The organism is Pseudomonas sp. AD21, assembly GCF_002878485.1.
In the GTDB taxonomy this organism is placed as follows: Bacteria; Pseudomonadota; Gammaproteobacteria; order Pseudomonadales; family Pseudomonadaceae; genus Aquipseudomonas.
In genome coordinates, this window is sequence record NZ_NQYG01000062.1 from 1 (window position 1) to 22,773 (window position 22,773).

Annotated in this window: 22 protein-coding genes; 11 read left to right on the top strand and 11 right to left on the bottom strand. The window is 61.0% G+C overall.

What is annotated here, in order from left to right:
• Nucleotides 1-93: 93 nt before the first annotated feature.
• Entirely contained in the window at nucleotides 94-288 is a 195-nt protein-coding gene (locus tag PseAD21_RS24485) for a hypothetical protein (RefSeq protein WP_102358373.1), read from the bottom strand.
• Nucleotides 289-393: 105 nt separating this feature from the next.
• Here PseAD21_RS24485 and thpR point away from each other — a divergent pair, with 105 nt between their 5' ends.
• Nucleotides 394-933, top strand: a complete 540-nt coding sequence (gene thpR, locus PseAD21_RS24490; protein ID WP_102358374.1) for an RNA 2',3'-cyclic phosphodiesterase — start codon at nucleotides 394-396, stop codon at nucleotides 931-933.
• 244 nt (nucleotides 934-1,177) lie between these two features.
• Here thpR and PseAD21_RS24495 read toward each other — a convergent pair whose 3' ends face one another.
• From PseAD21_RS24495 to PseAD21_RS24520, 5 genes are all read right to left on the bottom strand, one after another.
• Entirely contained in the window at nucleotides 1,178-2,275 is a 1,098-nt protein-coding gene (locus PseAD21_RS24495) for a polyamine ABC transporter substrate-binding protein (protein ID WP_102358375.1), read from the bottom strand.
• 225 nt (nucleotides 2,276-2,500) lie between these two features.
• Entirely contained in the window at nucleotides 2,501-3,373 is an 873-nt protein-coding gene (locus PseAD21_RS24500) for an ABC transporter permease subunit (protein ID WP_102358376.1), read from the bottom strand.
• The gene (locus PseAD21_RS24505) at nucleotides 3,370-4,251 is read right to left on the bottom strand and encodes an ABC transporter permease subunit (RefSeq protein WP_178082163.1); all 882 of its coding nucleotides are present in this window, start codon (nucleotides 4,249-4,251) and stop codon (nucleotides 3,370-3,372) included. Before PseAD21_RS24505 ends, PseAD21_RS24500 begins: the two co-directional genes overlap by 4 nt.
• A gap of 29 nt (nucleotides 4,252-4,280) precedes the next feature.
• Entirely contained in the window at nucleotides 4,281-5,423 is a 1,143-nt protein-coding gene (locus PseAD21_RS24510) for an ABC transporter ATP-binding protein (RefSeq protein WP_102358378.1), read from the bottom strand.
• Between the two features lie 371 nt (nucleotides 5,424-5,794).
• Complete coding sequence (locus tag PseAD21_RS24520; RefSeq protein ID WP_102358379.1) at nucleotides 5,795-6,556, bottom strand: gamma-glutamyl-gamma-aminobutyrate hydrolase family protein; 762 nt, start codon at nucleotides 6,554-6,556, stop codon at nucleotides 5,795-5,797.
• 282 nt (nucleotides 6,557-6,838) lie between these two features.
• On the opposite strand from PseAD21_RS24520, the gene PseAD21_RS24525 reads away from it, so the two are divergent.
• The 4 genes from PseAD21_RS24525 (at nucleotide 6,839) to PseAD21_RS24545 (ending at nucleotide 12,331) form a co-directional block, all read left to right on the top strand.
• Complete coding sequence (locus PseAD21_RS24525) at nucleotides 6,839-8,215, top strand: glutamine synthetase family protein (protein WP_102358380.1); 1,377 nt, start codon at nucleotides 6,839-6,841, stop codon at nucleotides 8,213-8,215.
• Between the two features lie 251 nt (nucleotides 8,216-8,466).
• Entirely contained in the window at nucleotides 8,467-9,957 is a 1,491-nt protein-coding gene (locus tag PseAD21_RS24535; RefSeq protein ID WP_102358382.1) for an aldehyde dehydrogenase, read from the top strand.
• A 51-nt stretch (nucleotides 9,958-10,008) separates the two neighbouring features.
• Nucleotides 10,009-11,292 (top strand): FAD-binding oxidoreductase, encoded by a 1,284-nt coding sequence (locus tag PseAD21_RS24540; RefSeq protein WP_102358383.1) that lies wholly within the window; start codon nucleotides 10,009-10,011, stop codon nucleotides 11,290-11,292.
• A gap of 490 nt (nucleotides 11,293-11,782) precedes the next feature.
• Nucleotides 11,783-12,331, top strand: coding sequence for a cupin domain-containing protein (locus tag PseAD21_RS24545; protein WP_007950154.1), 549 nt, complete (start codon nucleotides 11,783-11,785; stop codon nucleotides 12,329-12,331).
• Between the two features lie 373 nt (nucleotides 12,332-12,704).
• On the opposite strand, the gene PseAD21_RS24550 is transcribed toward PseAD21_RS24545, so the two are convergent.
• Nucleotides 12,705-13,223, bottom strand: coding sequence for a hypothetical protein (locus PseAD21_RS24550; protein ID WP_178082162.1), 519 nt, complete (start codon nucleotides 13,221-13,223; stop codon nucleotides 12,705-12,707).
• 309 nt (nucleotides 13,224-13,532) lie between these two features.
• Here PseAD21_RS24550 and PseAD21_RS24555 point away from each other — a divergent pair, with 309 nt between their 5' ends.
• The 3 genes from PseAD21_RS24555 to PseAD21_RS24565 are packed head-to-tail and all read left to right on the top strand — an operon-like array spanning nucleotide 13,533 to nucleotide 15,436.
• Entirely contained in the window at nucleotides 13,533-13,940 is a 408-nt protein-coding gene (locus PseAD21_RS24555; protein WP_102358385.1) for a hypothetical protein, read from the top strand.
• A gap of 15 nt (nucleotides 13,941-13,955) precedes the next feature.
• On the top strand, nucleotides 13,956-14,378 hold the full coding sequence (locus tag PseAD21_RS24560) for an HD domain-containing protein (RefSeq protein ID WP_102358386.1): 423 nt from the start codon (nucleotides 13,956-13,958) through the stop codon (nucleotides 14,376-14,378).
• Nucleotides 14,379-14,416: 38 nt separating this feature from the next.
• Nucleotides 14,417-15,436 carry an AbrB family transcriptional regulator gene (locus PseAD21_RS24565; protein WP_102358387.1) on the top strand — a complete coding sequence of 340 codons (1,020 nt, stop codon included), beginning with the start codon at nucleotides 14,417-14,419 and terminating at the stop codon, nucleotides 15,434-15,436.
• On the opposite strand, the gene PseAD21_RS24570 is transcribed toward PseAD21_RS24565, so the two are convergent.
• Genes PseAD21_RS24570 through PseAD21_RS24580 form a run of 3 tightly spaced genes read right to left on the bottom strand, consistent with a single transcriptional unit; the run spans nucleotide 15,437 to nucleotide 19,116 of the window.
• Entirely contained in the window at nucleotides 15,437-16,456 is a 1,020-nt protein-coding gene (locus PseAD21_RS24570) for a DUF2955 domain-containing protein (protein WP_102358388.1), read from the bottom strand.
• A complete protein-coding gene (locus tag PseAD21_RS24575; protein ID WP_102358389.1) occupies nucleotides 16,446-17,570 on the bottom strand; it encodes an HlyD family secretion protein in 1,125 nt (374 codons plus the stop codon). The genes PseAD21_RS24570 and PseAD21_RS24575 overlap by 11 nt, the downstream gene beginning before the upstream one ends.
• A complete protein-coding gene (locus PseAD21_RS24580) occupies nucleotides 17,563-19,116 on the bottom strand; it encodes an efflux transporter outer membrane subunit (protein WP_256588254.1) in 1,554 nt (517 codons plus the stop codon). The genes PseAD21_RS24575 and PseAD21_RS24580 overlap by 8 nt, the downstream gene beginning before the upstream one ends.
• Before the next feature lie 130 nt (nucleotides 19,117-19,246).
• On the opposite strand from PseAD21_RS24580, the gene PseAD21_RS24585 reads away from it, so the two are divergent.
• Entirely contained in the window at nucleotides 19,247-19,765 is a 519-nt protein-coding gene (locus PseAD21_RS24585) for a transporter suffix domain-containing protein (RefSeq protein WP_102358390.1), read from the top strand.
• A 63-nt stretch (nucleotides 19,766-19,828) separates the two neighbouring features.
• Here PseAD21_RS24585 and PseAD21_RS24590 read toward each other — a convergent pair whose 3' ends face one another.
• Complete coding sequence (locus PseAD21_RS24590; RefSeq protein WP_102358391.1) at nucleotides 19,829-20,605, bottom strand: NAD(P)H-dependent oxidoreductase; 777 nt, start codon at nucleotides 20,603-20,605, stop codon at nucleotides 19,829-19,831.
• 84 nt (nucleotides 20,606-20,689) lie between these two features.
• Here PseAD21_RS24590 and PseAD21_RS24595 point away from each other — a divergent pair, with 84 nt between their 5' ends.
• The gene (locus tag PseAD21_RS24595) at nucleotides 20,690-21,583 is read left to right on the top strand and encodes a LysR family transcriptional regulator (protein ID WP_218244986.1); all 894 of its coding nucleotides are present in this window, start codon (nucleotides 20,690-20,692) and stop codon (nucleotides 21,581-21,583) included.
• 251 nt (nucleotides 21,584-21,834) lie between these two features.
• Entirely contained in the window at nucleotides 21,835-22,620 is a 786-nt protein-coding gene (locus PseAD21_RS24600; RefSeq protein ID WP_102358393.1) for a DeoR/GlpR family DNA-binding transcription regulator, read from the top strand.
• The last annotated feature ends 153 nt before the right edge of the window (nucleotides 22,621-22,773 follow it).

Here is a 22,773-nt window from a genome sequence, read left to right on the forward strand (position 1 = left end):
AGGCGGCGTGTCAGCCGCTGAAGATGCTGGCCGTGCCGACCTCTTCGCGGGCAAGTCGAATTGTCGTACCGCCGCTCCCACAAGGGATTGTGGTCAGTCTGAAGACGGGGTAATCCGGCAGCTTTTGCGGTTGCGGATTTCTTCCTCCGTCGGCCGTTCGCGGACGAATTCGAAGCGCGATTCACCTTCGCTGTAATGCACCAGCCAGCCCCATTCCAGCTCGGTTTCATCCTGCCCGGGGTTCGGTGGTCGGGCCCACCACGGTTCTTTGCTGAGGATCTCGCGCATGGCGGCCTCCGGTTCGATGGCAATCCTTGAACTATAGCCGGGTGTCGCGAGTCGTCAGAGAAGGCTGTGTAGAATCGGCCGATCAACGAGCGAAGGAGCAGGGCGATGACCGATGACGCGCGCAGGGATGAACCGTTCAAGCGACTGTTTTTCGCCCTCGACTGCCCGCCACCGCAACGCAAGGCGATTGCTCAGTGGCGCGGCGACCTGGGGCTGAGGGCAGGCAAACCGGTGCCGGCGGACAACTTTCACCTGACGCTACTGTTCCTCGGTGGTGTGCCGCTGGCGCAGATCAATGAAGTCTGCGAGGCCGCTGGCAAGGTGCGCACGCCGGGTGAAACGTTGAAGATTGTGCTGGATCGCCTGCAGGTCTGGCATCGCGCCGGGATCCTCTCCCTTGCACCCGAGCAGGCACCTCCGGCGTTGTTGCGCCTGGTGTATGCGCTGGAACAGGCGATGCTGCCGTTCGGCTTCGAAGAGTCGCCGCGCGAGTTTCGCCCGCACCTGACCCTGGCCCGGGACTACCGCGCAGCGGAGCCGGAATCCGCCACACCGCCGGAGTTTTTCCTGCGTGCCGAGCGCTTTGCCCTGTTCGAGTCGCACAAGGGGCGCTACCGGATCCTGCAGGATTGGCCGCTGAATTGAGCGCACAAAAAAAGGCGCCCGAGGGCGCCTGAAATTCACCTGAGCCGAGGAAGCCAGGTGAGGCCGTTCATTGCAGGGTGCAGCGGTGGTAAGGCGCTGCGTGAACGGGAAATTTTCAGCACTGCATTGCATTACTGTGGGAGCGAGCCTGCTCGCGAAGGCGTCGGCACATCCAACATTTTCGTCGCCTGTCCTACCGCTTTCGCGAGCAGGCTCGCTCCCACATTTTTGATCATCGGTGTTTTTACTTACCGAGCTTCACCCGGGTCCAGCCTCGGGTCATGATCCGCTGCGTGGCGATCGGTTGATCCGGCACCGCGTACAACGTTGCCATCACCGCTTGCGACGGGTACGAGCCCGGGTCGTTGCGGATCGCTTCGTCCACCAGTGGCGTGGCGGCCGAGTTGGCGTTGCTGTAGCCGTTGCTGTTGGTGATCTCGGCAATGATGTCCGGGCGCATCAGGAAGTTCATGAACAGGTAGGCGTTGTCGACGTTCGCGGCATCACGCGGGATCGCGACCATGTCATAGAAACTGCCGGCGCCTTCCTTCGGAATGCTGTAGTCGATCTTCACCTTGTTGCCGGCTTCCACGGCGCGGGCCTTGGCCTGCAGCACGTCACCGGAGTAACCGACCGCCACGCAGATGTTGCCGTTGGCCAGGTCCGAGATGTACTTCGAGGAATGGAAGTACGCCACGTACGGACGGATCTTCATGAACAGCGCTTCGGCTTCGAGGATGTGCGCCTTGTCCTTGTCGTTCACCGGATAGCCCAGGTAGTGCAGGGCGGCCGGGATCATTTCGGTCGGCGAGTCGAGGAAACTGATGCCGCAGGCTTTCAGCTTTTCAGCGTTTTGCGGCTTGAACAGCAGGTCCCAGGAGTTGGTCGGGGCGTTGGCGCCGAGCACTTCCTTGACCTTGTCCGGGTTGTAGCCGATGCCGATCGAGCCCCACATGTACGGGAACGCGTGGGCGTTGTCCGGATCACTGGCGGAGGCGTTTTTCAACAGCACCGGGTTGAGGTTCTTCCAGTTCGACAGCTTCGATTTGTCCAGCGGCTGATAGACCCCGGCCTTGATCTGCTTGGCCAGGAAACTGTTGGACGGCACGACGATGTCATAACCGGATTTGCCCGCCAGCAAACGTGCCTCGAGGGTCTCGTTGCTGTCGAACACGTCGTAGGTCACCTGGATGCCGGTCTCGTCTTCGAATTTCTTGACGGTGTCCGGCGCGATGTAATCGGACCAGTTGTAAACACGCAGCACCTTGTCGTTGGCCTGGACGCCCGTGGCGATTGCGCCCATTAAGGACAGTGTCAGCAGAGTCCTGCCAAACATTTTCATCGGTGAAACTCCATTCTTTTTATTCAAAAACACAAATCTGAACTGCAGTAAATCTGTGGTGAATCAGCTTCTGTGGCGAGGGGGTTTATCCCCGATCGGCTGCGAAGCAGTCGCAAAACCTGAGTACTCGGTTTTCAGCTAGACCTGCCGGGGCCGCTTCGCGACCCATCGGGGATAAATCCCCTCACCACAAAACCCCTCTCACCACATCAGATCTTCATCAAGTCAGGCAGTCGCCGCTGCAGGCTGCTGCCACGACTCATTCGCCGTCTGATCCATCGCTTCCTGAATCGCCCGTTTGCGGTTGGCTTCCGCTTTGCGGCCGAAGTACCAGACCAGGAAGGTCACCAGCGACACCGCCAGCAGAATCAGGCTGGCCACGGCGTTGATCTCAGGCTTCACACCCAGACGCACCGCCGAGAACACTTCCATCGGCAACGTTGTCGAGCCTGGGCCGGAAACGAAGCTCGCCAGCACCAGGTCATCCAGCGACAGGGCGAACGACATCATCCCGCCCGCTGCCAGCGACGGCGCGATCATCGGAATGGTGATCAGGAAAAACACCTTGAACGGCTTGGCTCCCAGATCCATCGCGGCTTCTTCGATCGACAGATCCAGTTCACGCAGGCGGGCGGAGACTACCACCGCCACATAGGCTGCACAAAACGTGGTGTGGGCGATCCAGATGGTGACGATGCCACGCTCCTGCGGCCAGCCGATCAACTGCGCCATGGCCACGAACAGCAGCAACAGCGACAGACCGGTGATTACTTCCGGCATCACCAGCGGCGCGGTCACCAGACCACCGAACAGCGTGCGACCCTTGAAACGCGTGACCCGAGTCAGAACGAAAGCGGCGAGGGTGCCCAGCGCAACGGCAGCAATCGCGGTGTAGCAGGCGATTTCCAGCGAGCGCACCACCGAGCCCATCAGTTGCGTGTTGTCGAGCAGGCCGACGTACCACTTCACCGACCAGCCGCCCCACACCGTCACCAGTTTGGATGCGTTGAACGAGTAGATCACCAGGATCAGCATCGGCAGATAAATGAACATCAGGCCGAAGATCAACATGAACTTGGAAAAACCGAAACGTTTCATCCCCGTGCCTCCATCTCTTTGGCCTGACTGCGGTTGAACAGCAGAATCGGCACAATCAGGATCAACAGCATCACCACCGCCAGGGCAGACGCCACCGGCCAGTCGCGGTTATTGAAGAACTCTTGCCACAGCACGCGACCGATCATCAGCGTCTCAGGGCCACCCAGCAGTTCCGGAATCACGAACTCACCGACCACCGGAATGAACACCAGCATGCAGCCAGCGATGATCCCGTTCTTGGCCAGCGGCACGGTGATTTTCCAGAAGTTGTTGAAGTTGCTCGAGCCCAGGTCCGACGCGGCTTCCAGCAGGCTGCCATCGTGCTTGACGAGGTTGGCGTACAGCGGCAGCACCATGAACGGCAGGTAGGCGTAGACCACGCCGATATACACGGCCGTGTTGGTGTTGAGGATCTCGATCGGGTGATCGGTGAGCCCCGTCCACATCAGAAACGCGTTGAGCAGACCGTTGTTGCTGAGGATGCCCATCCACGCGTAAACGCGGATCAGAATCGCGGTCCAGGTCGGCATCATGATCAACAACAGCAGGACGTTTTGCGCTTCCTTGCTCGCCTTGGTGATCGCATACGCCATCGGGAAACCGATCACCAGGCACATCAGCGTGCTCAGCGCTGCAACCTTCAGCGAACCGAGGTAGGCCGACAGGTACAACTCGTCTTCGCCGAGCATGGTGTAGTTGCCGATGTTGAGCATCAGCTGGAATTTCTGTTCGGCGTAGGTGTAGATCTCCGTGTACGGCGGGATCGACAGCGCAGCTTCCGAGAAACTGATCTTCATCACCAGGAAGAACGGCAGCATGAAGAACAGGAACAGCCAGATGAACGGGATGCCAATGACGAGTTTTCGCCCGCTGGGCACCAAGCGCAGGAATTGCTGATTGAAGGTTCTCATGAGCGCAGTACCACGCCGCTGTCGTCTTCCCACCACACGTAAACCTTGTCGTCCCAGGTCGGACGCGCGCCACGGCGTTCGGCGTTGGCCATGAACGACTGGACGATCTTGCCGCCAGGCAGCTCGACGTAGAACACCGAGTGGCCGCCGAGGTAGGCGATGTCATGCACTTTGCCTTCGGACCAGTTGTAGCGGGTCTCTGGCTTGAGGGTGCTGACGAGCATTTTTTCCGGGCGGATCGCGTAGGTGATCGACTTGTCCTGCACCGAGGTGCTGACGCCGTGGCCGACGTAGATCTTCTGCTGCAAGTCCGGGCTGTGAATGATCGCGTGACCTTCAAGGTCTTCCACCACGGTGCCGTCGAAGGCGTTCACGTTGCCGATGAATTCGCAGACCATGCGGCTGACCGGCGCTTCATAGATGTCCACCGGGCTGCCGATCTGCGCGATCCAGCCCAGGTGCATGATCGCGATGCGCTCGGCCATGGTCATGGCCTCTTCCTGGTCGTGGGTCACCATCACGCAGGTCACGCCGACGCGCTCGATGATCTGCACCAGCTCCAGTTGCATCTGCGAACGCAGCTTTTTATCCAGTGCGCCCATCGGTTCGTCGAGCAACAGCAGCTTCGGACGCTTGGCCAGGGAGCGGGCGAGGGCGACGCGCTGACGCTGGCCGCCGGACAACTGGTGCGGTTTGCGTTTGGCGTATTGGGTCATGTGTACAAGGCGCAGCATTTCATCGACGCGGGCGTCGATTTCGCTGGCCGGCAAACGGTCCTGCTTGAGGCCGAAGGCAATGTTCTGCGCCACCGTCATGTGCGGGAACAGCGCGTAGGACTGGAACATCATGTTGATCGGCCGCTCGTACGGCGGCATGTCGGTGATGTCCACGCCGTCGAGCAGAATCCGCCCTTCAGTCGGGCGCTCGAAACCGGCGAGCATGCGCAGCAGGGTCGATTTGCCCGAACCGGAGCCGCCGAGCAGGGCAAAGATTTCGCCCTGATGGATCTCCAGGGACACATCATCCACTGCCGTGGTTTCGTCGAACTTCTTGGTGACACGATCGACTTTCACCAGAACCTTTTTCGGTTGCTGATGGCCTTCAAGTGCCTTCCGGTAAGTGCTGGAGGCGTTTGCCATGTGAAACTCCCAACAGGTTTCGTTCGCTCGGCCAACGTGGCCGGGCTTAAAAGTGGATTGCAGAGCTGTAAGCGCATTTCCTGTCGGATCACATCCCCTGTGGGAGCGGGCTTGCTCGCGAAGGCGTCGTGTCAGTCGACAGCGTTATTGCCTGACACACCGCTTTCGCGAGCAAGCCCGCTCCCACAGGGTTTTGCGTTGTCCTGACGGGCACTGCTCATACCGATCCGGCTTGGTCGGCGCCGCCGTCCTGGCTGCCTGGGTCGTACTTGTTGTTATTACGGTTTGTTGTTTTCACGGATGACGGATGCGCACACGCGCAGCCGCCGACCCCGTGGGGGCAGTAAACAGTTTTGAAATCCTGGGTTGAGTCAGCGCTGGTTGCGTCGCGCCGCCCGTTGCCGGCAGGCTTCGCCGAACGCCTGGAAAATCCGCAGGTAGTTCGGGTTGTCCAGCACCTGCCATTCCGGGTGCCATTGCACGCCGAGGGCAAAAGTCGGGCTGTGTTCGACCGAGACCGCCTCGATCAGGCCATCCGGCGCCACGGCTTCGGCACGCAGGCCGGGAGCGAGGCGGTCGATGCCCTGACTGTGGATCGAGTTGACCTGGAATTCGCCCGGCAACTCCAGCGCTTCGAACACGCCACCTGCCAGCACGGTGACGGCATGCGCCGGTGCGTACTGCACGGCCAGGTCCGGACTGTCGGCTTCGCGGTGATCGAGCATGCCCGGCAGCTCGTGCACCTTCTGATGCAGGCTGCCGCCGAAGCCCACGTTCATTTCCTGGAAACCACGGCAGATGCCGAGCACCGGAACGCCCGCCGCAATGGCTGCACGCAATAGAGGAAGGGTAGTGGCGTCTCGTGCCGGATCGTGATCCGTGCCGGGGGCGCTGGCCGGGCCTTGATAGTGGAAGGGTTCCACATTCGAGGGCGAGCCGGTCAGCAACAGACCGTCGAGTTGACCGAGCAGGTCTTCGATTTCAGTCAGTTTGCCAAGGGAAGGAATGACCACCGGCAACCCCAGCGCCGCAACGCTGACAGCGCGAACGTATTTGTCGCCGCTGATGTGATAGGGGTGCAGGCCAATCTGTTTGACGCACGCAGTAACGCCGATCAATGGCTTGAATGCCATTTTTATTCACCTCGAAGTTTGACACTTGAACGAGCTTTTCCGGAGCTTAGCCTCGTTGATTTTAATTAACAACTGCCATGTAAAAAATTCTAAACGCCGTTCATCAAATCTTCATGATTTTCGGCCTTGTGGCGCCTTCGTTGGCACGTGAGTGTTAAAAAAAGCCCGAAAAATAAACGCTGAGCGGCCGGGTGTTCGCTATTGACTTCACTTTGTCTTTCGGATTGACTGGCTCTGCGAAACAGCGGTGAACATAATAATTAACAGCTAAATAGGTGCATCATGTCGGTCCCTCTGCGTGCCGTTCAACTCAACGAAGCAAACGCATTCCTTAAGAAACATCCTGAGGTTTTGTACGTCGACCTTCTGATTGCAGACATGAACGGTGTGGTGCGCGGCAAGCGCATCGAGCGCACCAGTCTTCACAAGGTTTACGAGAAAGGCATCAACCTGCCGGCCTCTCTCTTCGCGCTGGACATCAATGGTTCTACGGTGGAAAGCACCGGTCTGGGTCTGGACATCGGCGACGCCGACCGCATCTGCTACCCGATCCCGGGCACCCTGAGCATCGAGCCGTGGCAGAAGCGCCCAACCGCACAACTCTTGATGACCATGCACGAGATCGAAGGCGAGCCGTTCTTCGCCGATCCGCGTGAAGTGCTGGCCAACGTCGTGCGCAAGTTCGACGAACTGGGTCTGACCATCTGCGCGGCGTTCGAACTGGAGTTCTATTTGATCGACCAGGACAACGTGAACGGCCGTCCGCAGTCGCCACGTTCGCCGGTGTCCGGCAAGCGTCCGGTGTCGACTCAGGTGTACCTGATCGACGATCTCGACGAATACGTCGACTGTCTGCAAGACATCCTCGAAGGTGCGAAAGAGCAGGGCATCCCGGCTGACGCCATCGTCAAGGAAAGCGCCCCGGCGCAGTTCGAAGTCAACCTGCATCACGTCTCCGACCCGATCAAGGCGTGCGACTACGCGGTCCTGCTCAAGCGTCTGGTGAAGAACATCGCCTACGACCACGAGATGGACACCACCTTCATGGCCAAGCCGTATCCGGGCCAGGCGGGCAACGGTCTGCACGTGCACATTTCGATCCTGGACAAAGAAGGCAACAACATCTTCGCCAGCGAGGATCCCGAGCAGAACGCCGCGCTGCGACACGCGATCGGCGGTGTGCTGGAGACCCTGCCTGCGCAAATGGCCTTCCTCTGCCCGAACGTCAACTCGTACCGCCGCTTCGGCGCGCAGTTCTACGTGCCGAACTCGCCGAGCTGGGGCATCGACAACCGTACCGTGGCGGTACGTGTGCCGACCGGTTCGGCCGACGCCGTGCGTATCGAGCACCGTGTGGCAGGTGCCGACGCCAACCCGTACCTGCTGATGGCTTCGGTGCTGGCCGGTATTCACCACGGCCTGACCAACCAGATCGAGCCGGGCTCGCCAGTCGAAGGCAACAGCTACGAGCAGAACGAACAGAGCCTGCCGAACAACTTGCGTGATGCCTTGCGCGAGCTGGACGACAGCGAAGTCATGGCCCGCTACATCGACCCGATGTACATCGATGTATTTGTCGCTTGTAAAGAAAGCGAACTGGCCGAGTTCGAGAACTCGATCTCTGACCTTGAGTACAACTGGTATCTGCATACGGTCTGATTCTGAAAAGCCCCTCACCCTAACCCTCTCCCAGAGGGAGAGGGGACTGATCCGGGGATGCTCGGGAAATCCGCCGACCTGAACGATTTTTACCGAATCCATATCCGACTCGGTCGTTCAGGTCGGTGCATCTCCCGAGACACTTCGGTCGGTCCCCTCTCCCCCCGGGAGAGGGCTAGGGAGAGGGCAGCCATCTCCAGCCAGACACAGCAACCCGACACCCCCCAATTCCCCCTTGTCGAGCCACAACAATGACAACGACCCGCAACGACTGGGAACAACGCTTCCAGTCCCTGACCATCGAATCCCGCGCGTTCATCAATGGTGAATATCGCCCGGCGATCAGCGGCGCCACCTTCGAATGCCTCAGCCCCGTCGACGGCCGTTTCCTCGCCTCCGTGGCCAGCACCGATGAAGCCGACGCCAACCTCGCCGTCGAAGTCGCACGCCAATCCTTTGAATCCGGCGTGTGGGCGCACAAGGCCCCGGCCGAGCGCAAGCGCATCCTGATCCGCTTCGCCGATCTGATCCTGCAACACCAGGAAGAACTGGCGCTGCTGGAAACCCTCGATATGGGCAAACCGATCAGCGACTCGATGAGCATCGACATCCCGGCGACCGCCAACGCGATCCGCTGGAGCGCCGAGGCCATAGACAAGATCTACGACGAAGTCGCCGCCACGCCGCACGACCAACTCGGTCTGGTGACCCGCGAACCGTCCGGTGTGGTCGCCGCGATCGTGCCGTGGAATTTCCCGCTGATCATGGCCAGCTGGAAGTTCGCTCCAGCCCTGGCGGCGGGCAACTCATTCATTCTGAAACCTTCGGAAAAGTCGCCGCTGACCGCGATCCGCATCGCCCGGTTGGCGCTGGACGCCGGCATTCCGAAAGGCGTGTTCAACGTTCTGCCAGGTTTCGGTCACACCGTTGGCAAGGCGCTGGCGCTGCATATGGATGTCGACGTGCTGGCCTTCACCGGCTCCACGGCGATAGCCAAGCAACTGATGATTTATGCCGGCCAAAGCAACATGAAACGCGTTTGGCTCGAAGCCGGCGGCAAGAGTCCCAACGTGGTGTTTGCCGACGCACCGGATTTGCGTGCGGCAGCACAAGCGGCGGCCGGCGCCATCGCGTTCAACCAGGGTGAAGTCTGCACCGCCGGTTCGCGTCTGCTGGTCGAGCGTTCGATCCGCGAGCAATTCATTCCGCTGCTGGTGGAAGCGCTGCAAGCGTGGAAACCGGGGCATGCCCTCGACCCGGCCACCACCGTCGGCGCCGTGGTCGATCAGCGTCAACTGGACAACGTGCTGCGCTACATCAGCATCGGTCGCGAGCAGGGCGCCGAACTGATTGCCGGCGGCCAACGCACCCTTGAAGAAACCGGCGGCCTGTACGTGCAACCGGCGCTGTTCGACGGCGTGACCAACGCGATGACCATCGCCCGCGAAGAAATCTTCGGCCCGGTGCTGTCGCTGATCACCTTCGACACCGTTGAAGAAGCGCTGCAGATCGCCAACGACAGCATCTTCGGCCTCGCCGCCGGCGTCTGGACCAGCAACCTGAGCAAGGCGCACACCTTCGCCCGTGGCCTGCGTGCCGGCAGCGTGTGGGTCAACCAGTACGACGGCGGCGACATGACTGCGCCGTTCGGTGGCTTTAAACAGTCGGGCAACGGTCGCGACAAATCGCTGCACGCGTTCGACAAGTACACCGAGCTGAAAGCGACCTGGATCAAGCTCTGATTTTCTACAGCGGTGGTCGCTTCTGATGAGCGACCCTCGGAGAACAATAAAATGAAGCAACAACACGTCAACAGCTACTACGCCGCCACTCGCAACGAAGTCATCGACTTCCCGATTCTTCAAGAGTCGGTCGAGTGCGATGTCTGCATCATCGGCGCCGGCTACACCGGCTTGTCCTCGGCGCTGTTCCTGACTGAAGCCGGTTACAAAGTGACCGTGCTCGAAGCGGCGAAAGTCGGCTACGGCGCCAGCGGTCGCAATGGCGGGCAACTGGTCAACTCCTACAGCCGCGACGTCGATGTGATCGAAGAGCGCTACGGCGACAAGACTGCAGAAATCCTCGGCAGCATGATCTTCGAAGGTGCCGACATCATCCGTTCGCGCATCAAGGAATACGACATCAAATGCGACTACCGCCCGGGCGGCATCTTCGCAGCGATGAACAAGAAACAACTCAATGGTCTCGCCGAGCAAAAGCGCAGTTGGGAGCGTTACGGCAACAAGAACCTGAAGATGCTCGACGCTGCTGATATCCGTCGCGAAGTCGGCTCCGATGCCTACGTTGGCGGCATGCTGGACATGCAGGGCGGCCACGTTCATCCGCTGAACCTGGCCCTCGGTGAAGCCGCGGCCATCGTGCGTCTGGGCGGCAAGATCTACGAGCAGTCGGCTGCCGTGGAAATCAAATACGGCGAGCCCAACGTCGTGCGCACGGCCAAAGGCCAGGTGCGCGCCAAGTACCTGCTGATCGCCGGCAACGCCTACCTGCCGCAAGGCCTGGACAACCGCGTGACCGCGAAAAGCATGCCGTGCGGCTCGCAGATCGTCGTCACCGAACCGTTGACCGAGAAACAGGCGCGCAGCCTGATCACCAACAACTACTGTGTCGAAGACTGCAACTACCTGTTGGATTACTACCGTCTCACCGCTGACAACCGTCTGCTGTACGGCGGCGGCGTGGTCTATGGCGCTCGTGAACCGGACGACATCGAACAACTGATCCGCCCGAAGATCCTCAAGACTTTTCCGCAGCTCAAGGACGTGAAAATCGACTACCGCTGGACCGGCAACTTCCTGCTGACCATGTCACGCATGCCGCAATTCGGCCGCATCGAGAAAAACGCCTACTACATGCAGGGCTACAGCGGCCACGGCGTCACGTGCTCGCACCTGGCCGGCAAACTGATCTCGGAAATGATCCGCGGCGACGCTGAACGCTTCGATGCCTTCGCCTCCCTGCCGCACATGCCAATGATCGGCGGTCGCACCTTTTCTGCCCCATTGACCGCCCTCGGTGCCGTCTACTATTCGCTGCGCGACCGTTTCGGCATCTAAGTTACCTCCCCGGCGGCGGCCCCCAAGACCCCGCCGGTTTTTATTCTCGCAATACCCCAGATGTCCAACTGTGGGAGCGGGCTTGCTCGCGAAGAGGCCAGCAAAGGCAAAATCAATCCTGCTGAAATACCAAAGATCAAATTGTAGGAGTGAGCCTGCTCGCGATGGGGCCAACCCAGCCATCATCCCTCCCACAGAAACACCACAAACCCTGTGGGAGCGGGCTTGCTCGCGAAGGCGGTCATCCAGGCAAATTGATGTTGGATGTGCTACCGAATCGCGAGCAGGCTCACTCCTACAGGTCCGTATTACCAAGGCCCGAAAGACTTTTACCGCACCGTCCATCGAACCTGCTGAGCAACACCACCAAACGTGATTTAATAGCCGCCTTTCACGGTTCCGGGACACGGGAGCAACGTGATCCGCGCCCTCGGCGCGTCACCCGCCACCCACCCCCATCGCCCTTAAGTCGTTCTCACATAAGGCTGTCATGGATACGGGTTCTCGACTCAAACTAGTACGCGAAAGCTACAAACTCTCCCAGCGCGAGCTGGCCCGGCGTAGCGGCGTGACCAATGCCACCATCTCCCTGATCGAACAGAATCGTGTCAGCCCTTCCGTCAGCTCGCTGAAAAAGCTGCTCGAAGGCATCCCGATGTCCCTGGCCGACTTCTTCACCTTCGACCAGCCCCCGCGCGAACACCAATACGTCTTCCGCGCCAATGAACAGCCAGACCTCGGCCGCCATGGCCTGCGTTTGCTGCTGATCGGCGCCTCCGTGCCGAGCCGCCAGATGCGCCTGCTGCGTGAGCAATACGCGCCGGGCGCAAGCTCCGGCGAAGAGCCGATTGTGCATGCGGAAGGCGAGGAGTGTGGGCTGGTGACGCGTGGCACTGTGGAGTTGACCGTGGATGGGTCGGTGAGTGTGTTGAATGCGGGGGATGGGTATTACTTTCCGACCACGCTGCCGCATAAGTTCCGGAATATCGGGGCGGATGAGGCTGAGATTATTAGTGCGAATACGCCGGCGAATTTTTGACGTTGATTCTTCGCAGCTACCCTCTCAACAGATTAAAAAGCCGCAGAAATGCGGTTTTTTTATACTTTATTCTTAGTAAGTCATTCCGTTTCATGTGATAAATATTAGTGATGTCTATGCGCTATCATTCTGCGAGGAAACGACGGCTCCTAGATCGCGAACCTGTGGCGAGGGAGCTTGCTCCTGCTCGGCGACGCAGTCGGCGTAATTCGCGGCCTGCGGCATATTCGGGAGAAACGGACTATCCGGTTTTGGGGCCGCTTCGCAGGCCAGCGGGAGCAAGCTCCCTCGCCACATAGGGTGGTTTCCTACAAGCTTTTCAGACGCAAAAATCTGTTTGATCAACGTCTGTCACGAACGTGAATGGCCGAGTTCAAGACCCCGGCATTGATAGTCGATCCAGAGCGCAGTTGTTGGCCGGTGCCTGTTTCGCCTGGAGGAGTCGAGCGCCGGAGTCCAGATCAACGATGCTGATCTGGCAGCCGTACAGGTCAGTCGGGGTACCGGTCAGGCCGCCTTTGATCACATAACGGGCGCCCGGCACGAACTCACTGACAAAATCGACTGTACAGGTACGGTTGCCGCTGGCCCCGCCTTCAAGCAGCAGGTGGATCGGTTTGCCGGCTTCAATGGCTCGAAAACCTTCCTGATTCGATGGTTCCCCTCCGCGTACGGAGAACAGGCGCAGAGCGGGTGTCACGGGTACCGACCTGCCGTACTTGCAGGCTATCGCCGGCGCTGCGCTGAGGCTCACGTAGTTACGACGGTTGAATGCCGCGTCCATCTCACTGCGAATCTGCGCTTGAGGGGCGTTGGCAGGGGGAGCGTATTGCGGCATTGGCGAGCAGCCCGCAATCAGAAGCAGGAATGAGCCTGCATACAGCAGTTTCATGGGAATATCGGTCCGTATTGGAAAGGGAAACACAGATGACAGATTCTTTTGCAGGGAGCCTGTCACCGTTGGATACTGCTTTTTGCGAGTGCCCGCGTCAGTGAACCTTGTCGGGCTCTGGCCGTCACTGTTTCGCAATGGATGATGGCCAATAGATGGCGTTGAAGCTATCAAATTGAGACGGCGCATTCCACGTAAAACTGACCCCCGTGGCGAGGAAGGCTTTCCACCGGTTTTTCATTTGCGCCGGTGACGTAGACTGCGAAACAATCGGACACATCTAGCACCCCAAGGATTGGAACATTGCCCATGATCGACATCGGCGGCCGCAACAATGCCCCCACGCCGCAACACAAGACCCACGACGTCTACTTCTTCTGCATCGACCTGTCCCGAGCGGCCACGCCTTTCTGCTTCCAGCAATCGATTGGCGGTGGGCATGCCGAGCAGGGCGGAGCACGTTGGTTGGCACTGGATGAGCTGGACGCCTGGCCCGGCGAGTGGCGTGGGTTTCTGAAAAAAGCCGATTGTGCGTGGGTCGCAGAGCTGATCGATGCGAATAACGGTGCAGATCAGGCAACGCTGGTGGCGCTGATTCTGCAAAAACATTCCGAATCCGCCAAAGCTGCTAAACCTGCCAACCCCCTCAGCCGTTTGCAGGCGATTGGCGCTTGGCTCAAGCGCAATATCCACGTCGGCGGCCGTTACGGTATTTAATCCGAGGAATTCTCCATGCCCCAGACACTCGAACGCGCCATCGCCCTCGCTGCCACCGCGCACGCCGGGCAGGTGGACAAGGGCGGCGCACCGTACATTCTGCATCCGCTGAAAGTCATGTTGCGCATGAACACGCTGGAAGAACGCATCGTCGCCGTACTGCACGATGTAGTCGAGGATTGCGGTATCAGCCTCGAAGATCTGCGCAATGAAGGCTTCAGCGAAGACGTCCTGTCAGCCATCGAATCGGTGACCAAGGTGCCGGGCGAATCCTACGAGGATTTCGTCGAGCGTGCGGCGCAGAACCCGATTGGCCGGGTGGTGAAACTGGCGGATCTGGAAGAGAACAGCGACCTGTCGCGGATTGCCTCGCCAAGTTGGGAGGATCTGGAGCGGATCGAAAAATATCGGCGGGCGATTGGACGGTTGCGCGCGTAAGTACCAATGGTCAGTTGAATAGCCAGGAAGGCGAAAATATGAAATCGATTCTGTGTTTGTTGATCGCTGCCGCCGTTGGCGCTGCGTTGCAAGTCAGCGGTGTTCCTCATGGCCTGTTGCTGGGGGCGATTCTCGTCACTGCGCTGGTCACCACGCGAACCGGTTTCGCCCCCGCAACCCCTTATGGGCTGGGCTACATCCAGGTCACGCTGGGCATCGCCACCGGGCTGATGTTCGAGGCGTGGGACAGCGCGACGGCCTCGGCCATGTTGCCAAGCCTCGGCGTTTTGCTGCTGTGTCTGACCGTACAGATCGCTCTGGCTGGATGGTGGCTGACGCGCGGCGCAGGCTGGAACCGCACCGACGCGCTGTTGGCGGTATACCCCGGCGCACTGGCGGCGGTGTTTGATTTGCTGGAGTCGGAAAAGGCCTCGAGCAAGGTCATCATCGTGCACTTGATGCGCTTGCTGTTGATCACCGTGCTGGTGAGCTTTTTGATCCCCGGGCAGGCGTCGGTGGCAGTGGTTGAAAGCGGTCCGTTGAGCACGGGCATGGCGTTGACCGTGCTGGCGCTGATCGGCTTGAGTGTGGTGCTCGGGCGCTTGTTGCTGGTGATTGGCGTGCCGGCGCCGTTCATGTTGACGGCGATTCTGCTGACTGCGGTGTTTGTGAAGTCGGGATGGCTGCACGGTTTTCATATGCCGGACTGGAGCCTGAATCTGGCGGCGCTGATTCTCGGCGTACGGATCGGTTCGCGCTTTCAGGGCCTGGGCGTTGCGGAGCTGGGGCGGCATGGTCGTACGGCGCTGGTGTCGGTGGGGTTGATGATCGTGGTCGCGGCGGTGTTCGCCGAAGTGGCGGCGCGGTGGTTGGGCAGTGATGCTTTGTCGCTGTGGCTGGCGTACATGCCGGGCGCGATCGAGACGATTGCGATTGTCGCCTTCGCCGGCGGGCTGAACGTGGTGTTTATCCTCACGCATCATCTGGCGCGGATGGTGTTGCTGCACTTTGCGCCGGCGTTGTTGGTGCAGGTACGGCGGGTGCGGGAGGAAAGCTGATCACGCCTTGACGCCGGACCTGTGCGCGACCAGCACATGCATCATCAACGTGCCGTACAGCGTCACCAGAATAAACAATCCCATGCGCACCGCGAACGCGGTGTACACGTCCTTGCCCGCTGCACTGTCCTGCACCGATTGGCCGAGCAGGATGAGCAGGGTGATCAGGGTGTTGATCCAGAAGCCCGGGCTGAATTGCGTCGGGCTCAGGCGATAGAGTTTGCGTGCCAGCCACAGGCCGAACAGCAGCGTCCACAGAAAGAACATCCACAGGTGCACGAACAGACTCAAGCCGCACCAGAGCAGCACCGCCAGTACGCCGGCCAGGAGCGTTGAGCCAAGCAGTTCGCGGCCGGCGTGGTGGGTCTGGGTGGTGGAGGTCTGCTGACCGAGGCTGACCGCTTTGAGGATGATCGGCAGGTAGCTCGCCGGGTCGCTCAGAGCCAGCAGAAAGGTCGGCAGTACGATCAGCGTGGCGCGCAGGGCCACGCGCGGTACGTCATCGGCAGGCATGGCCGGCGATTTCGGGGCAGCAGGGCTGTCGGGGCGTTCCGGGAACAAAGTGTGGCTGACGCCGACCACCGCCACCGCCAGCAGCAGGCCTTTGACCAGCGCGCCGATCACCGCCATTGCCAGATCGAATTCGGCGAATCCGGCGGCGGAAATCATGGTCATGCCGATCACCAGAAACATCATGATCAATGGATTACCGCCACGCAGGCCAAAGCGGAACACCAGAAACAGGCCGAGGCCGATCAGCAACACGCCGCTCACCGGGTAGTAACGCAGCAACGGCACCAGCAGCAGGCCGATGCTGGTGGTGAACGCGGCCACCAGCGCCAGCGCCAACGCGCCTTTCAGCGGCAGCGGACGCGGCAGGCTGGCGAGCAGAAGCACCGCCAGTACCGGCGAGACAAATGGCAACGGCAACGCGAAACCATAGCTGGCGGCGGTGCAAAACGCCGTGCCGAACGCCAGGCGCAACGCCCGTTGCGCCGGCACGCTGCGCTCAATAGGCATACGACAGCCAGCTCATCAGACCGACAAACAGCCGCCCCAACGGATTGAGCAGATTGCCCTCGGAGGGGAAGGCCATGACCTCTGCCTGGCCACCAGCGCGGATCGCACGGCTGTCGAACAGGCGCTTTTTCGCCTCGTCAGTGAACTCGATGATCACCGGGAAACGCTGCGCCGGACGCAGCCAGTCGCGGCTGTTCTGGATGCTTGGCAGGGTGCCGGGCGCTGGGGTCTGACCGACACTGACGCCATAGCCGACGCTGCGCACGCGACCGTCGAGCACTTCGCCGGGTAGCGCGTCGAGGACGATCGCCACCGGGGTGCCGGGTTGCACACGGCCGAGATTGTTTTCGGTGAGGTCGGCGCTGATCCACACGTCGTGAATGGCGATCAGGGTCATCAGCGGGCTGCCGACGGCGGTGAACTGGCCGACGTCGGTGCGCAGGTCGGTGATCAAACCGGCCGAGCGCGCGCCGATGCGCGTGTTGGCCAGGTCCAGTTCGGCCTTGGCCAGTGCCGCGGCGGCGCTGCGCAGTTGGGCGTTGGTGTCGGTGTTGCCGCCTTCCTGTTCCTGCGCCCGTTGCACTTCGGCGCGTGCGGCGGCGACCTGCGCGACCGCTTGTTCGCGGTTGGCGCGCGACACTTCCAGCAGGCGCACCGAGACCGTGCCAGGGTCCTGTTTGTACAAGCCTTCGAGGCGCTGATTGTCCTGGCGTGCCTTGAGTTCGTTGGCCTGCGCGGCGCGTAGCGAAGCCTGCGCCGAAGCGATGCCGGCGGTGCTGGCGCCGACTTGACGGCGGGTCGATTCAAGGTCCGCCCTGGCGCGGTCGACGGCAATTTGCAGCGGCTGCGGGTCGAGTTCGAAGAGGATGTCGCCAGCCTTGACGTCCTGATTGTTGCGCACGTTGACTTTGATCACCCGACCCGCGACTTCCGCCGCCACCGGAATCACGAACGCGCCGACCCGCGCCTGCTGGGTGTAAGGCGTGTAGCGGTCGGCCAACAGGTACCAGGCCAGACTCAGCACGATCAACAGCAGCACCCAACGGATGCCTTTTTTCGCCGGGTCAGGCTGAACCGGTGCGGGGGCGGGCGCTGGAGGCGCGGCGTCAGTCATGGCGGCTTACCTGCGATGGGAGGGGATACGCCGCTGGGGCGGGCGGTGCGTTGAGCAAGTCGCCCCAGTTGGTGCGCTGCTGCATCTGTTGCCGGGTGGGCTCGTCGATCGGCGGTGCGCTGTTTTGCCAGCCGCCACCGAGGGCTTTGTACAGGGCGATCAGGTTGCTCACCGCATCGCTGCGGCTGACCAGATAGTTGTCTTGCAGTTCCAGCAGCGCACGCTGGGCGTCGAGCACCCGTTGAAAGTCCGAATAACCTTCGCGGTATTGTGTGTTGGCCAGCACCAGTGAGCGTCGCGCCGCACCTTCGGCCTCGCGCAGAATACGCTCCCGCCCCAGCGCTTTGCTCAGGCCGCTGGCGGCATCGTCGGCCTCGCGCGCGGCCTGGCGCACCTTGTCGCGATAGGCTTCGATCAGTTGCTGCAGGCGCGCGTCCTGCACCCGGATATTGTTGCGGATACGCCCGTAATCAAAGATGTTCCAGCGCAGGCTCGGGCCGCCAATCAGGTCGAGGCTGCGCGGGGTGGCGCTGAGGGTGTCGGTGGACCAGACGATGCTGCCCAGTAAAGTCAGCGACGGGTACAGATCGGTTTCGGCGACCCCGACCAGCGCCGATTGCGCAGCCACGTTCAGTTCTGCCGCCCGCACATCCGGGCGGCGCAGCAGCAGGTTCGCCGGGACGTCCTGCAGCACCGCGCGATCAACCAGTGGAATCAGCCCCGCTTGCTCAGCCAGCAGCGCCGCGCCACCGGGTGGCTGACCGACCAGCACCGCCAGCGCGTTACGGGTGCGCAGCAGCTGATCTTCGAACGCCGGGAGGCTGCTCAGCGTGCCCAGGTACTGGGTTTTCGCCTGTTGCAGGTCGAGTTCGGCGGTCTGGCCGCTGTTGAAGAGTTTTTCGGTGATCTCGAAATTGCGTTTCTGCTGGGCGGCGTTTTCCCGGGCGACCCGCAGCCGTGCTTCGGTGGTGCGCAGCAGAAAATAGGTGTCGGCGACTTGCGCGCGCAGCAACACCAGCGCGTCTTCGTAGTTGGCCTGGGCGGCGAAGTAACTGGCATCGGACGATTCAACGGCGCGGCTGAAGCGGCCCCAGAAATCCAGCTCCCAGCCGACATCGAACGCCGCGCTGTGTTGCCAGAATTGATGATTCTGCGGGTTGTTGCCGCCGGCCTGATGGCGATCGACGTAGAGGCTGTCGACGCCGACCTGCTGTACTTGCGGGTAGCGGCCGCTTTCGGCGATGCCCAATTGTGCGCGGGCTTCGAGCACCCGCAACCCGGCGATTTTCAGGCTGCTGTTGTGTGCATCGGCTTCGGCGATCAGGCGGTCGAGCACCGGGTCGGCGAACACTTGCCACCACTGGCGCAGGTCCGGCTGATCGGCCCGTTCGCTGGCCTGCTCCAGCGCCGTGCTGTTCCATTGCTTGCTCCAGGCTTCGCCCGGCGGCTGGAAATCCGGTCCCAGGCGTACGCAACCGCTCAAACTCAAGGCGCCAAGCAACAACAAGTGGCCGGGCCGTGTCAGCAGGGCGGTGGTGGCAGGCATTGCGCGTGTCCCTGATCGCAAATATCACTGGAGCATAGACGGCAGATGACCGGTTGATCGGGCGAATCTGCTGCTACGCTTTTCAAGCGCGCCTTCCCGACCCGCGCCCTCGATAAAAAGGTACGAAGCCATGGACACCTCACAGGAATCGGTTGTACCGCCCACCGCTGCCAACTGGCGCTTCAAGGCCGGTGTAGCAATCATCTGCCTGATGCTCGGCTCGTGGCTGATGGTACCGCTCGCGGCCAGCCTCGATGTGCCCGGCTCGAAAGTCGCCGCGCTGACCGGGGTGCTGTTCATCAGCAACAAGGTGCTGTTGCTGCTGGTGATCGCCGTGATGGGCAAGGCCGGGTTTGCCGAACTCAAGCGCAAGATCGGCGGTTACGTGTCGGGGATCATTCCGACGCCGGTCGATCAGGTCGGGCCGATGCGTCACCGGATCGGCGTGGCGATGTTCTGGCTGCCGCTGCTGACCGCGTTTCTGGAACCGTATTTCGATAACTTCTGGCCAGGATTGCGCCCCAATCTGTGGCAGATGCAACTGCTGGGTGACCTGATGTTCATCGGCAGTTTCTTCGTGCTCGGCGGCAATTTCTGGGACAAGGCGCATGCGCTGTTTGTGCGCACGGCGAAGGTAGTGTCGGCCTGAATCCGGAGCGCAAGCCGTTGTGGTGAAGGGACAAAATCCCTCACCACAAGGTGCGGGGTGTGATCAGCGCAGGTGGACGGTGAAGCCTTCCTCGCCGGGGGCGATGTCATCCTTGAGCGTCAGAGCGGGGATCTGATATTCCCCGCCATTCTGTTGCCGATACGCAATCGGCCGCGTGCTCCACAACTCATCCAGACGCGTGCCCAGCGCTTCGCAGGTCTCGGCAAACCGCGCTTCATCCATGCGGCTGGCGCGGTACACCAGGAATGGCGGCACCACCTCGAAACCGGGATAAAACAGCACGCCGTGCTGAATCGGAAACAGCAGGTCATCAATCGGCCCGTTGATCCCGCGTGAGCCGTAGTGCGAATCCCAGCCTCCGGTAGTAACCACCAACATCGCACGCTTGCCTTTCATCTTCCCTTCGCCGTAACGCTCACCCCAACGGCTATCGGAATGTTCGCCGACACCGTAGGCGAACCCGTAGGCGTAAACGCGTTCGACCCAGCCCTTGAGGATTGCTGGCATGGTGAACCACCACAGCGGGAACTGCAGGATCAGCGCGTCGGCCCACAGCAGTTTTTCCTGCTCGCGGGCAATGTCGGCGGACTGCCGGCCCTGCTGGTAAGCCAGTTTCGAATCCTGCGAGGCGTGGAACGGTCGACTCTCGTCGCGACCGGGGGCGTCGTCGGCGTCGAGGGTGGTCTTCCAGTTCATCGCGTACAGGTCGGAGACCTGCACGGAGTGACCGGCGGCCTGCAGGCGCTGGACGGTGAAGTCCTTGAGCGAGCCGTTGAGCGAGGTGGGTTCGGGGTGGGCGTAGACCAGTAGCACATTCATGTTGCAACTCCTTGGTTGAATGTAAGCAGGATCAATCCTTGATCGGTATATTGGAAATGAATGTCTGATATGTCAGGTATAGCCATGAATAATTTACGACGTCTGGACATCAACTTGCTGTTGACCCTAGACGTGTTATTGGCAGAACACAACGTAACCCGCGCCGCAGAGCGGTTGAACCTGTCGCAGCCGTCGGTGAGCGTGCACCTGGCCAAGCTGCGCGACATCTTTGCCGACCCGCTGTTGCTGCCCGGGCCACGGGGCATGCGGCCAACCGCGCGGGCCGATGAATTGCGCGAGCCGTTGCGCGAGGCGCTGGAAGCACTGGAACGGGCGGTGGCGCCGGCCAGTGCGTTCGATCCGGCGCAGGCCAGCCAGATCTGGAAAGTCTCGGCGACCGATTACGGTGAATCGACGGTGGTGCTGCCGGCTCTCAGCGGTCTGCGCATTCAGGCACCGGGCACGCGGCTGGCGGTCCTCGACCTGATGCCGGCGCAGTTGGTCAAGCAGGCGGAGCAGGGCGTGTTCGACCTGGCGTTGCACATCACCGAAGACGCGCCGCTGGATCTGCATCAACGGGTGCTGTTCACCGAGCACTACGTATTGGCCGGTCGCGTCGGCCATCCGCGCTTGAAGCGCAAGCCGAACCGCGAACAGTTCTGCGCACTGGAACACGTGATGGTGTCGCGCGAGGGCGGGGGCTTTTTTGGCGTGACCGACAAGGCACTGGCCGAGGTCGGCCTGGCGCGCAACGTGGTGCTGTCGGTGCCACATTTTCTGATGGTGATGTCGGTGCTGGTCAGCACGGATCTGGTGGCGATGCTGCCGTCACGGCTGGGGCGCGGCAACCCGGCGTTGCAGGTGGTCGACGCACCACTGCAGGTGCCGGGCTACGAAATGGCGATGTTCTGGGGCGAACGCTCGCACCGCGATCCGGCACACAAGTGGTTGCGTGAACATCTGGCGGCGTCGGTCTAGCGCCTCAGGCGTGGCCCAGGGCAATCGCAAAAGACACGACGATCATGCACGCAAACGCAAAATTGAGATTCATCAGCTGTTCATCCTGAGCCTTTTTGGAGTGGGGCCATTCTGAACAGGCGCCAGGCAAAGAAAAAATTCGGCTTGTTGATTCCAATGATCGAAACAATTGATACCGGCCGGTTTGTGTTTGCCCGGGGCTTTCGCTAGTCTCGGAAAACCTGCAACTACAAGCACAAACAGGCAAACTCATGCACGATCATTCGGTCACCGAACTGCCGTCCCTGCGTCGGCAGAAAATCCTCCTGATCCTTGAACGCGACGGCAAGGTCATGGCTTCGGAGTTGAGCCAGCATTTTGCCGTGTCCGAAGACACCATTCGCCGCGATCTCGCCGAACTGGACCACGCGGGCTTGGTGCAGCGGGTGCACGGCGGGGCGCTGCCGCGACCCAAGGACACCGGCAAGGACTACTTCACCCGCCTGGAGGAGAGCGACGAGGTGAAGGTGCGTCTGGCGCAGGTGGCGGCGCAAAAGGTCGAGGACGGCCAGATTGTGCTGTTCGATTCCGGCTCGACCACGTTGCAGGTCGCGCGCTCGATGCGCGCGGATATCCAGATCACGGCGGTGACGGCGGCGCCGATGACGGCCATTGCCTTGTCCGAGTACAAGGGCGTGAAGGTGATTCTGGCCGGCGGGCAACTGAACCCGCGCACGATGTCGGCCGGCGGGCATGAGGCGGTGCGCATGCTGGCCGGGATCAAGGCGGATCTGGCGTTTACCGGGGTCTGCGCGATTCACCCGGAGGTGGGCATCACCTCGCTGCATTTCGATGAAGTGCCGGTCAAACAGGCTTTGCTCGACAGTGCGACGCGGGTGATTGCAGTGACCACGGCGGACAAGTTGGGGGCGGTGGAGCCGTTTGTGGTGGCTTCTTGTGCTCGTCTGCATACGCTGATTACCGAACGGCATGTGGCGTCGGGCAGTGTCGAGGATTATCGGCGGTTGGGGATTGTGGTGGAGCAGTTGCTGGACTGAAATTTGTAGTAAGGCTGCTGGCGTCTTCGCGAGCAAGCCCGCGCCCACATTTGGAATGGACTCCAATGTGGGAGCAGTTGTCTGGTTGAGATTTGTATTGGGGCTGCTGGCGTCTTCGCGAGCAGGCTCGCGCCCACATTTGGAATGGATTCG

Bases quoted from the DNA above. Each gene is read 5' to 3' on its own strand.
- PseAD21_RS24485 (WP_102358373.1), bottom strand. From the start codon at position 288: ATGCGCGAGATCCTCAGCAAAGAACCGTGGTGGGCCCGACCACCGAAC.
- thpR (WP_102358374.1), top strand. From the start codon at position 394: ATGACCGATGACGCGCGCAGGGATGAACCGTTCAAGCGACTGTTTTTC.
- PseAD21_RS24495 (WP_102358375.1), bottom strand. From the start codon at position 2,275: ATGAAAATGTTTGGCAGGACTCTGCTGACACTGTCCTTAATGGGCGCA.
- PseAD21_RS24500 (WP_102358376.1), bottom strand. From the start codon at position 3,373: ATGAAACGTTTCGGTTTTTCCAAGTTCATGTTGATCTTCGGCCTGATG.
- PseAD21_RS24510 (WP_102358378.1), bottom strand. From the start codon at position 5,423: ATGGCAAACGCCTCCAGCACTTACCGGAAGGCACTTGAAGGCCATCAG.
- PseAD21_RS24520 (WP_102358379.1), bottom strand. From the start codon at position 6,556: ATGGCATTCAAGCCATTGATCGGCGTTACTGCGTGCGTCAAACAGATT.
- PseAD21_RS24525 (WP_102358380.1), top strand. From the start codon at position 6,839: ATGTCGGTCCCTCTGCGTGCCGTTCAACTCAACGAAGCAAACGCATTC.
- PseAD21_RS24535 (WP_102358382.1), top strand. From the start codon at position 8,467: ATGACAACGACCCGCAACGACTGGGAACAACGCTTCCAGTCCCTGACC.
- PseAD21_RS24540 (WP_102358383.1), top strand. From the start codon at position 10,009: ATGAAGCAACAACACGTCAACAGCTACTACGCCGCCACTCGCAACGAA.
- PseAD21_RS24545 (WP_007950154.1), top strand. From the start codon at position 11,783: ATGGATACGGGTTCTCGACTCAAACTAGTACGCGAAAGCTACAAACTC.
- PseAD21_RS24550 (WP_178082162.1), bottom strand. From the start codon at position 13,223: ATGAAACTGCTGTATGCAGGCTCATTCCTGCTTCTGATTGCGGGCTGC.
- PseAD21_RS24555 (WP_102358385.1), top strand. From the start codon at position 13,533: ATGATCGACATCGGCGGCCGCAACAATGCCCCCACGCCGCAACACAAG.
- PseAD21_RS24560 (WP_102358386.1), top strand. From the start codon at position 13,956: ATGCCCCAGACACTCGAACGCGCCATCGCCCTCGCTGCCACCGCGCAC.
- PseAD21_RS24565 (WP_102358387.1), top strand. From the start codon at position 14,417: ATGAAATCGATTCTGTGTTTGTTGATCGCTGCCGCCGTTGGCGCTGCG.
- PseAD21_RS24570 (WP_102358388.1), bottom strand. From the start codon at position 16,456: ATGCCTATTGAGCGCAGCGTGCCGGCGCAACGGGCGTTGCGCCTGGCG.
- PseAD21_RS24575 (WP_102358389.1), bottom strand. From the start codon at position 17,570: ATGACTGACGCCGCGCCTCCAGCGCCCGCCCCCGCACCGGTTCAGCCT.
- PseAD21_RS24580 (WP_256588254.1), bottom strand. From the start codon at position 19,116: ATGCCTGCCACCACCGCCCTGCTGACACGGCCCGGCCACTTGTTGTTG.
- PseAD21_RS24585 (WP_102358390.1), top strand. From the start codon at position 19,247: ATGGACACCTCACAGGAATCGGTTGTACCGCCCACCGCTGCCAACTGG.
- PseAD21_RS24590 (WP_102358391.1), bottom strand. From the start codon at position 20,605: ATGAATGTGCTACTGGTCTACGCCCACCCCGAACCCACCTCGCTCAAC.
- PseAD21_RS24595 (WP_218244986.1), top strand. From the start codon at position 20,690: ATGAATAATTTACGACGTCTGGACATCAACTTGCTGTTGACCCTAGAC.
- PseAD21_RS24600 (WP_102358393.1), top strand. From the start codon at position 21,835: ATGCACGATCATTCGGTCACCGAACTGCCGTCCCTGCGTCGGCAGAAA.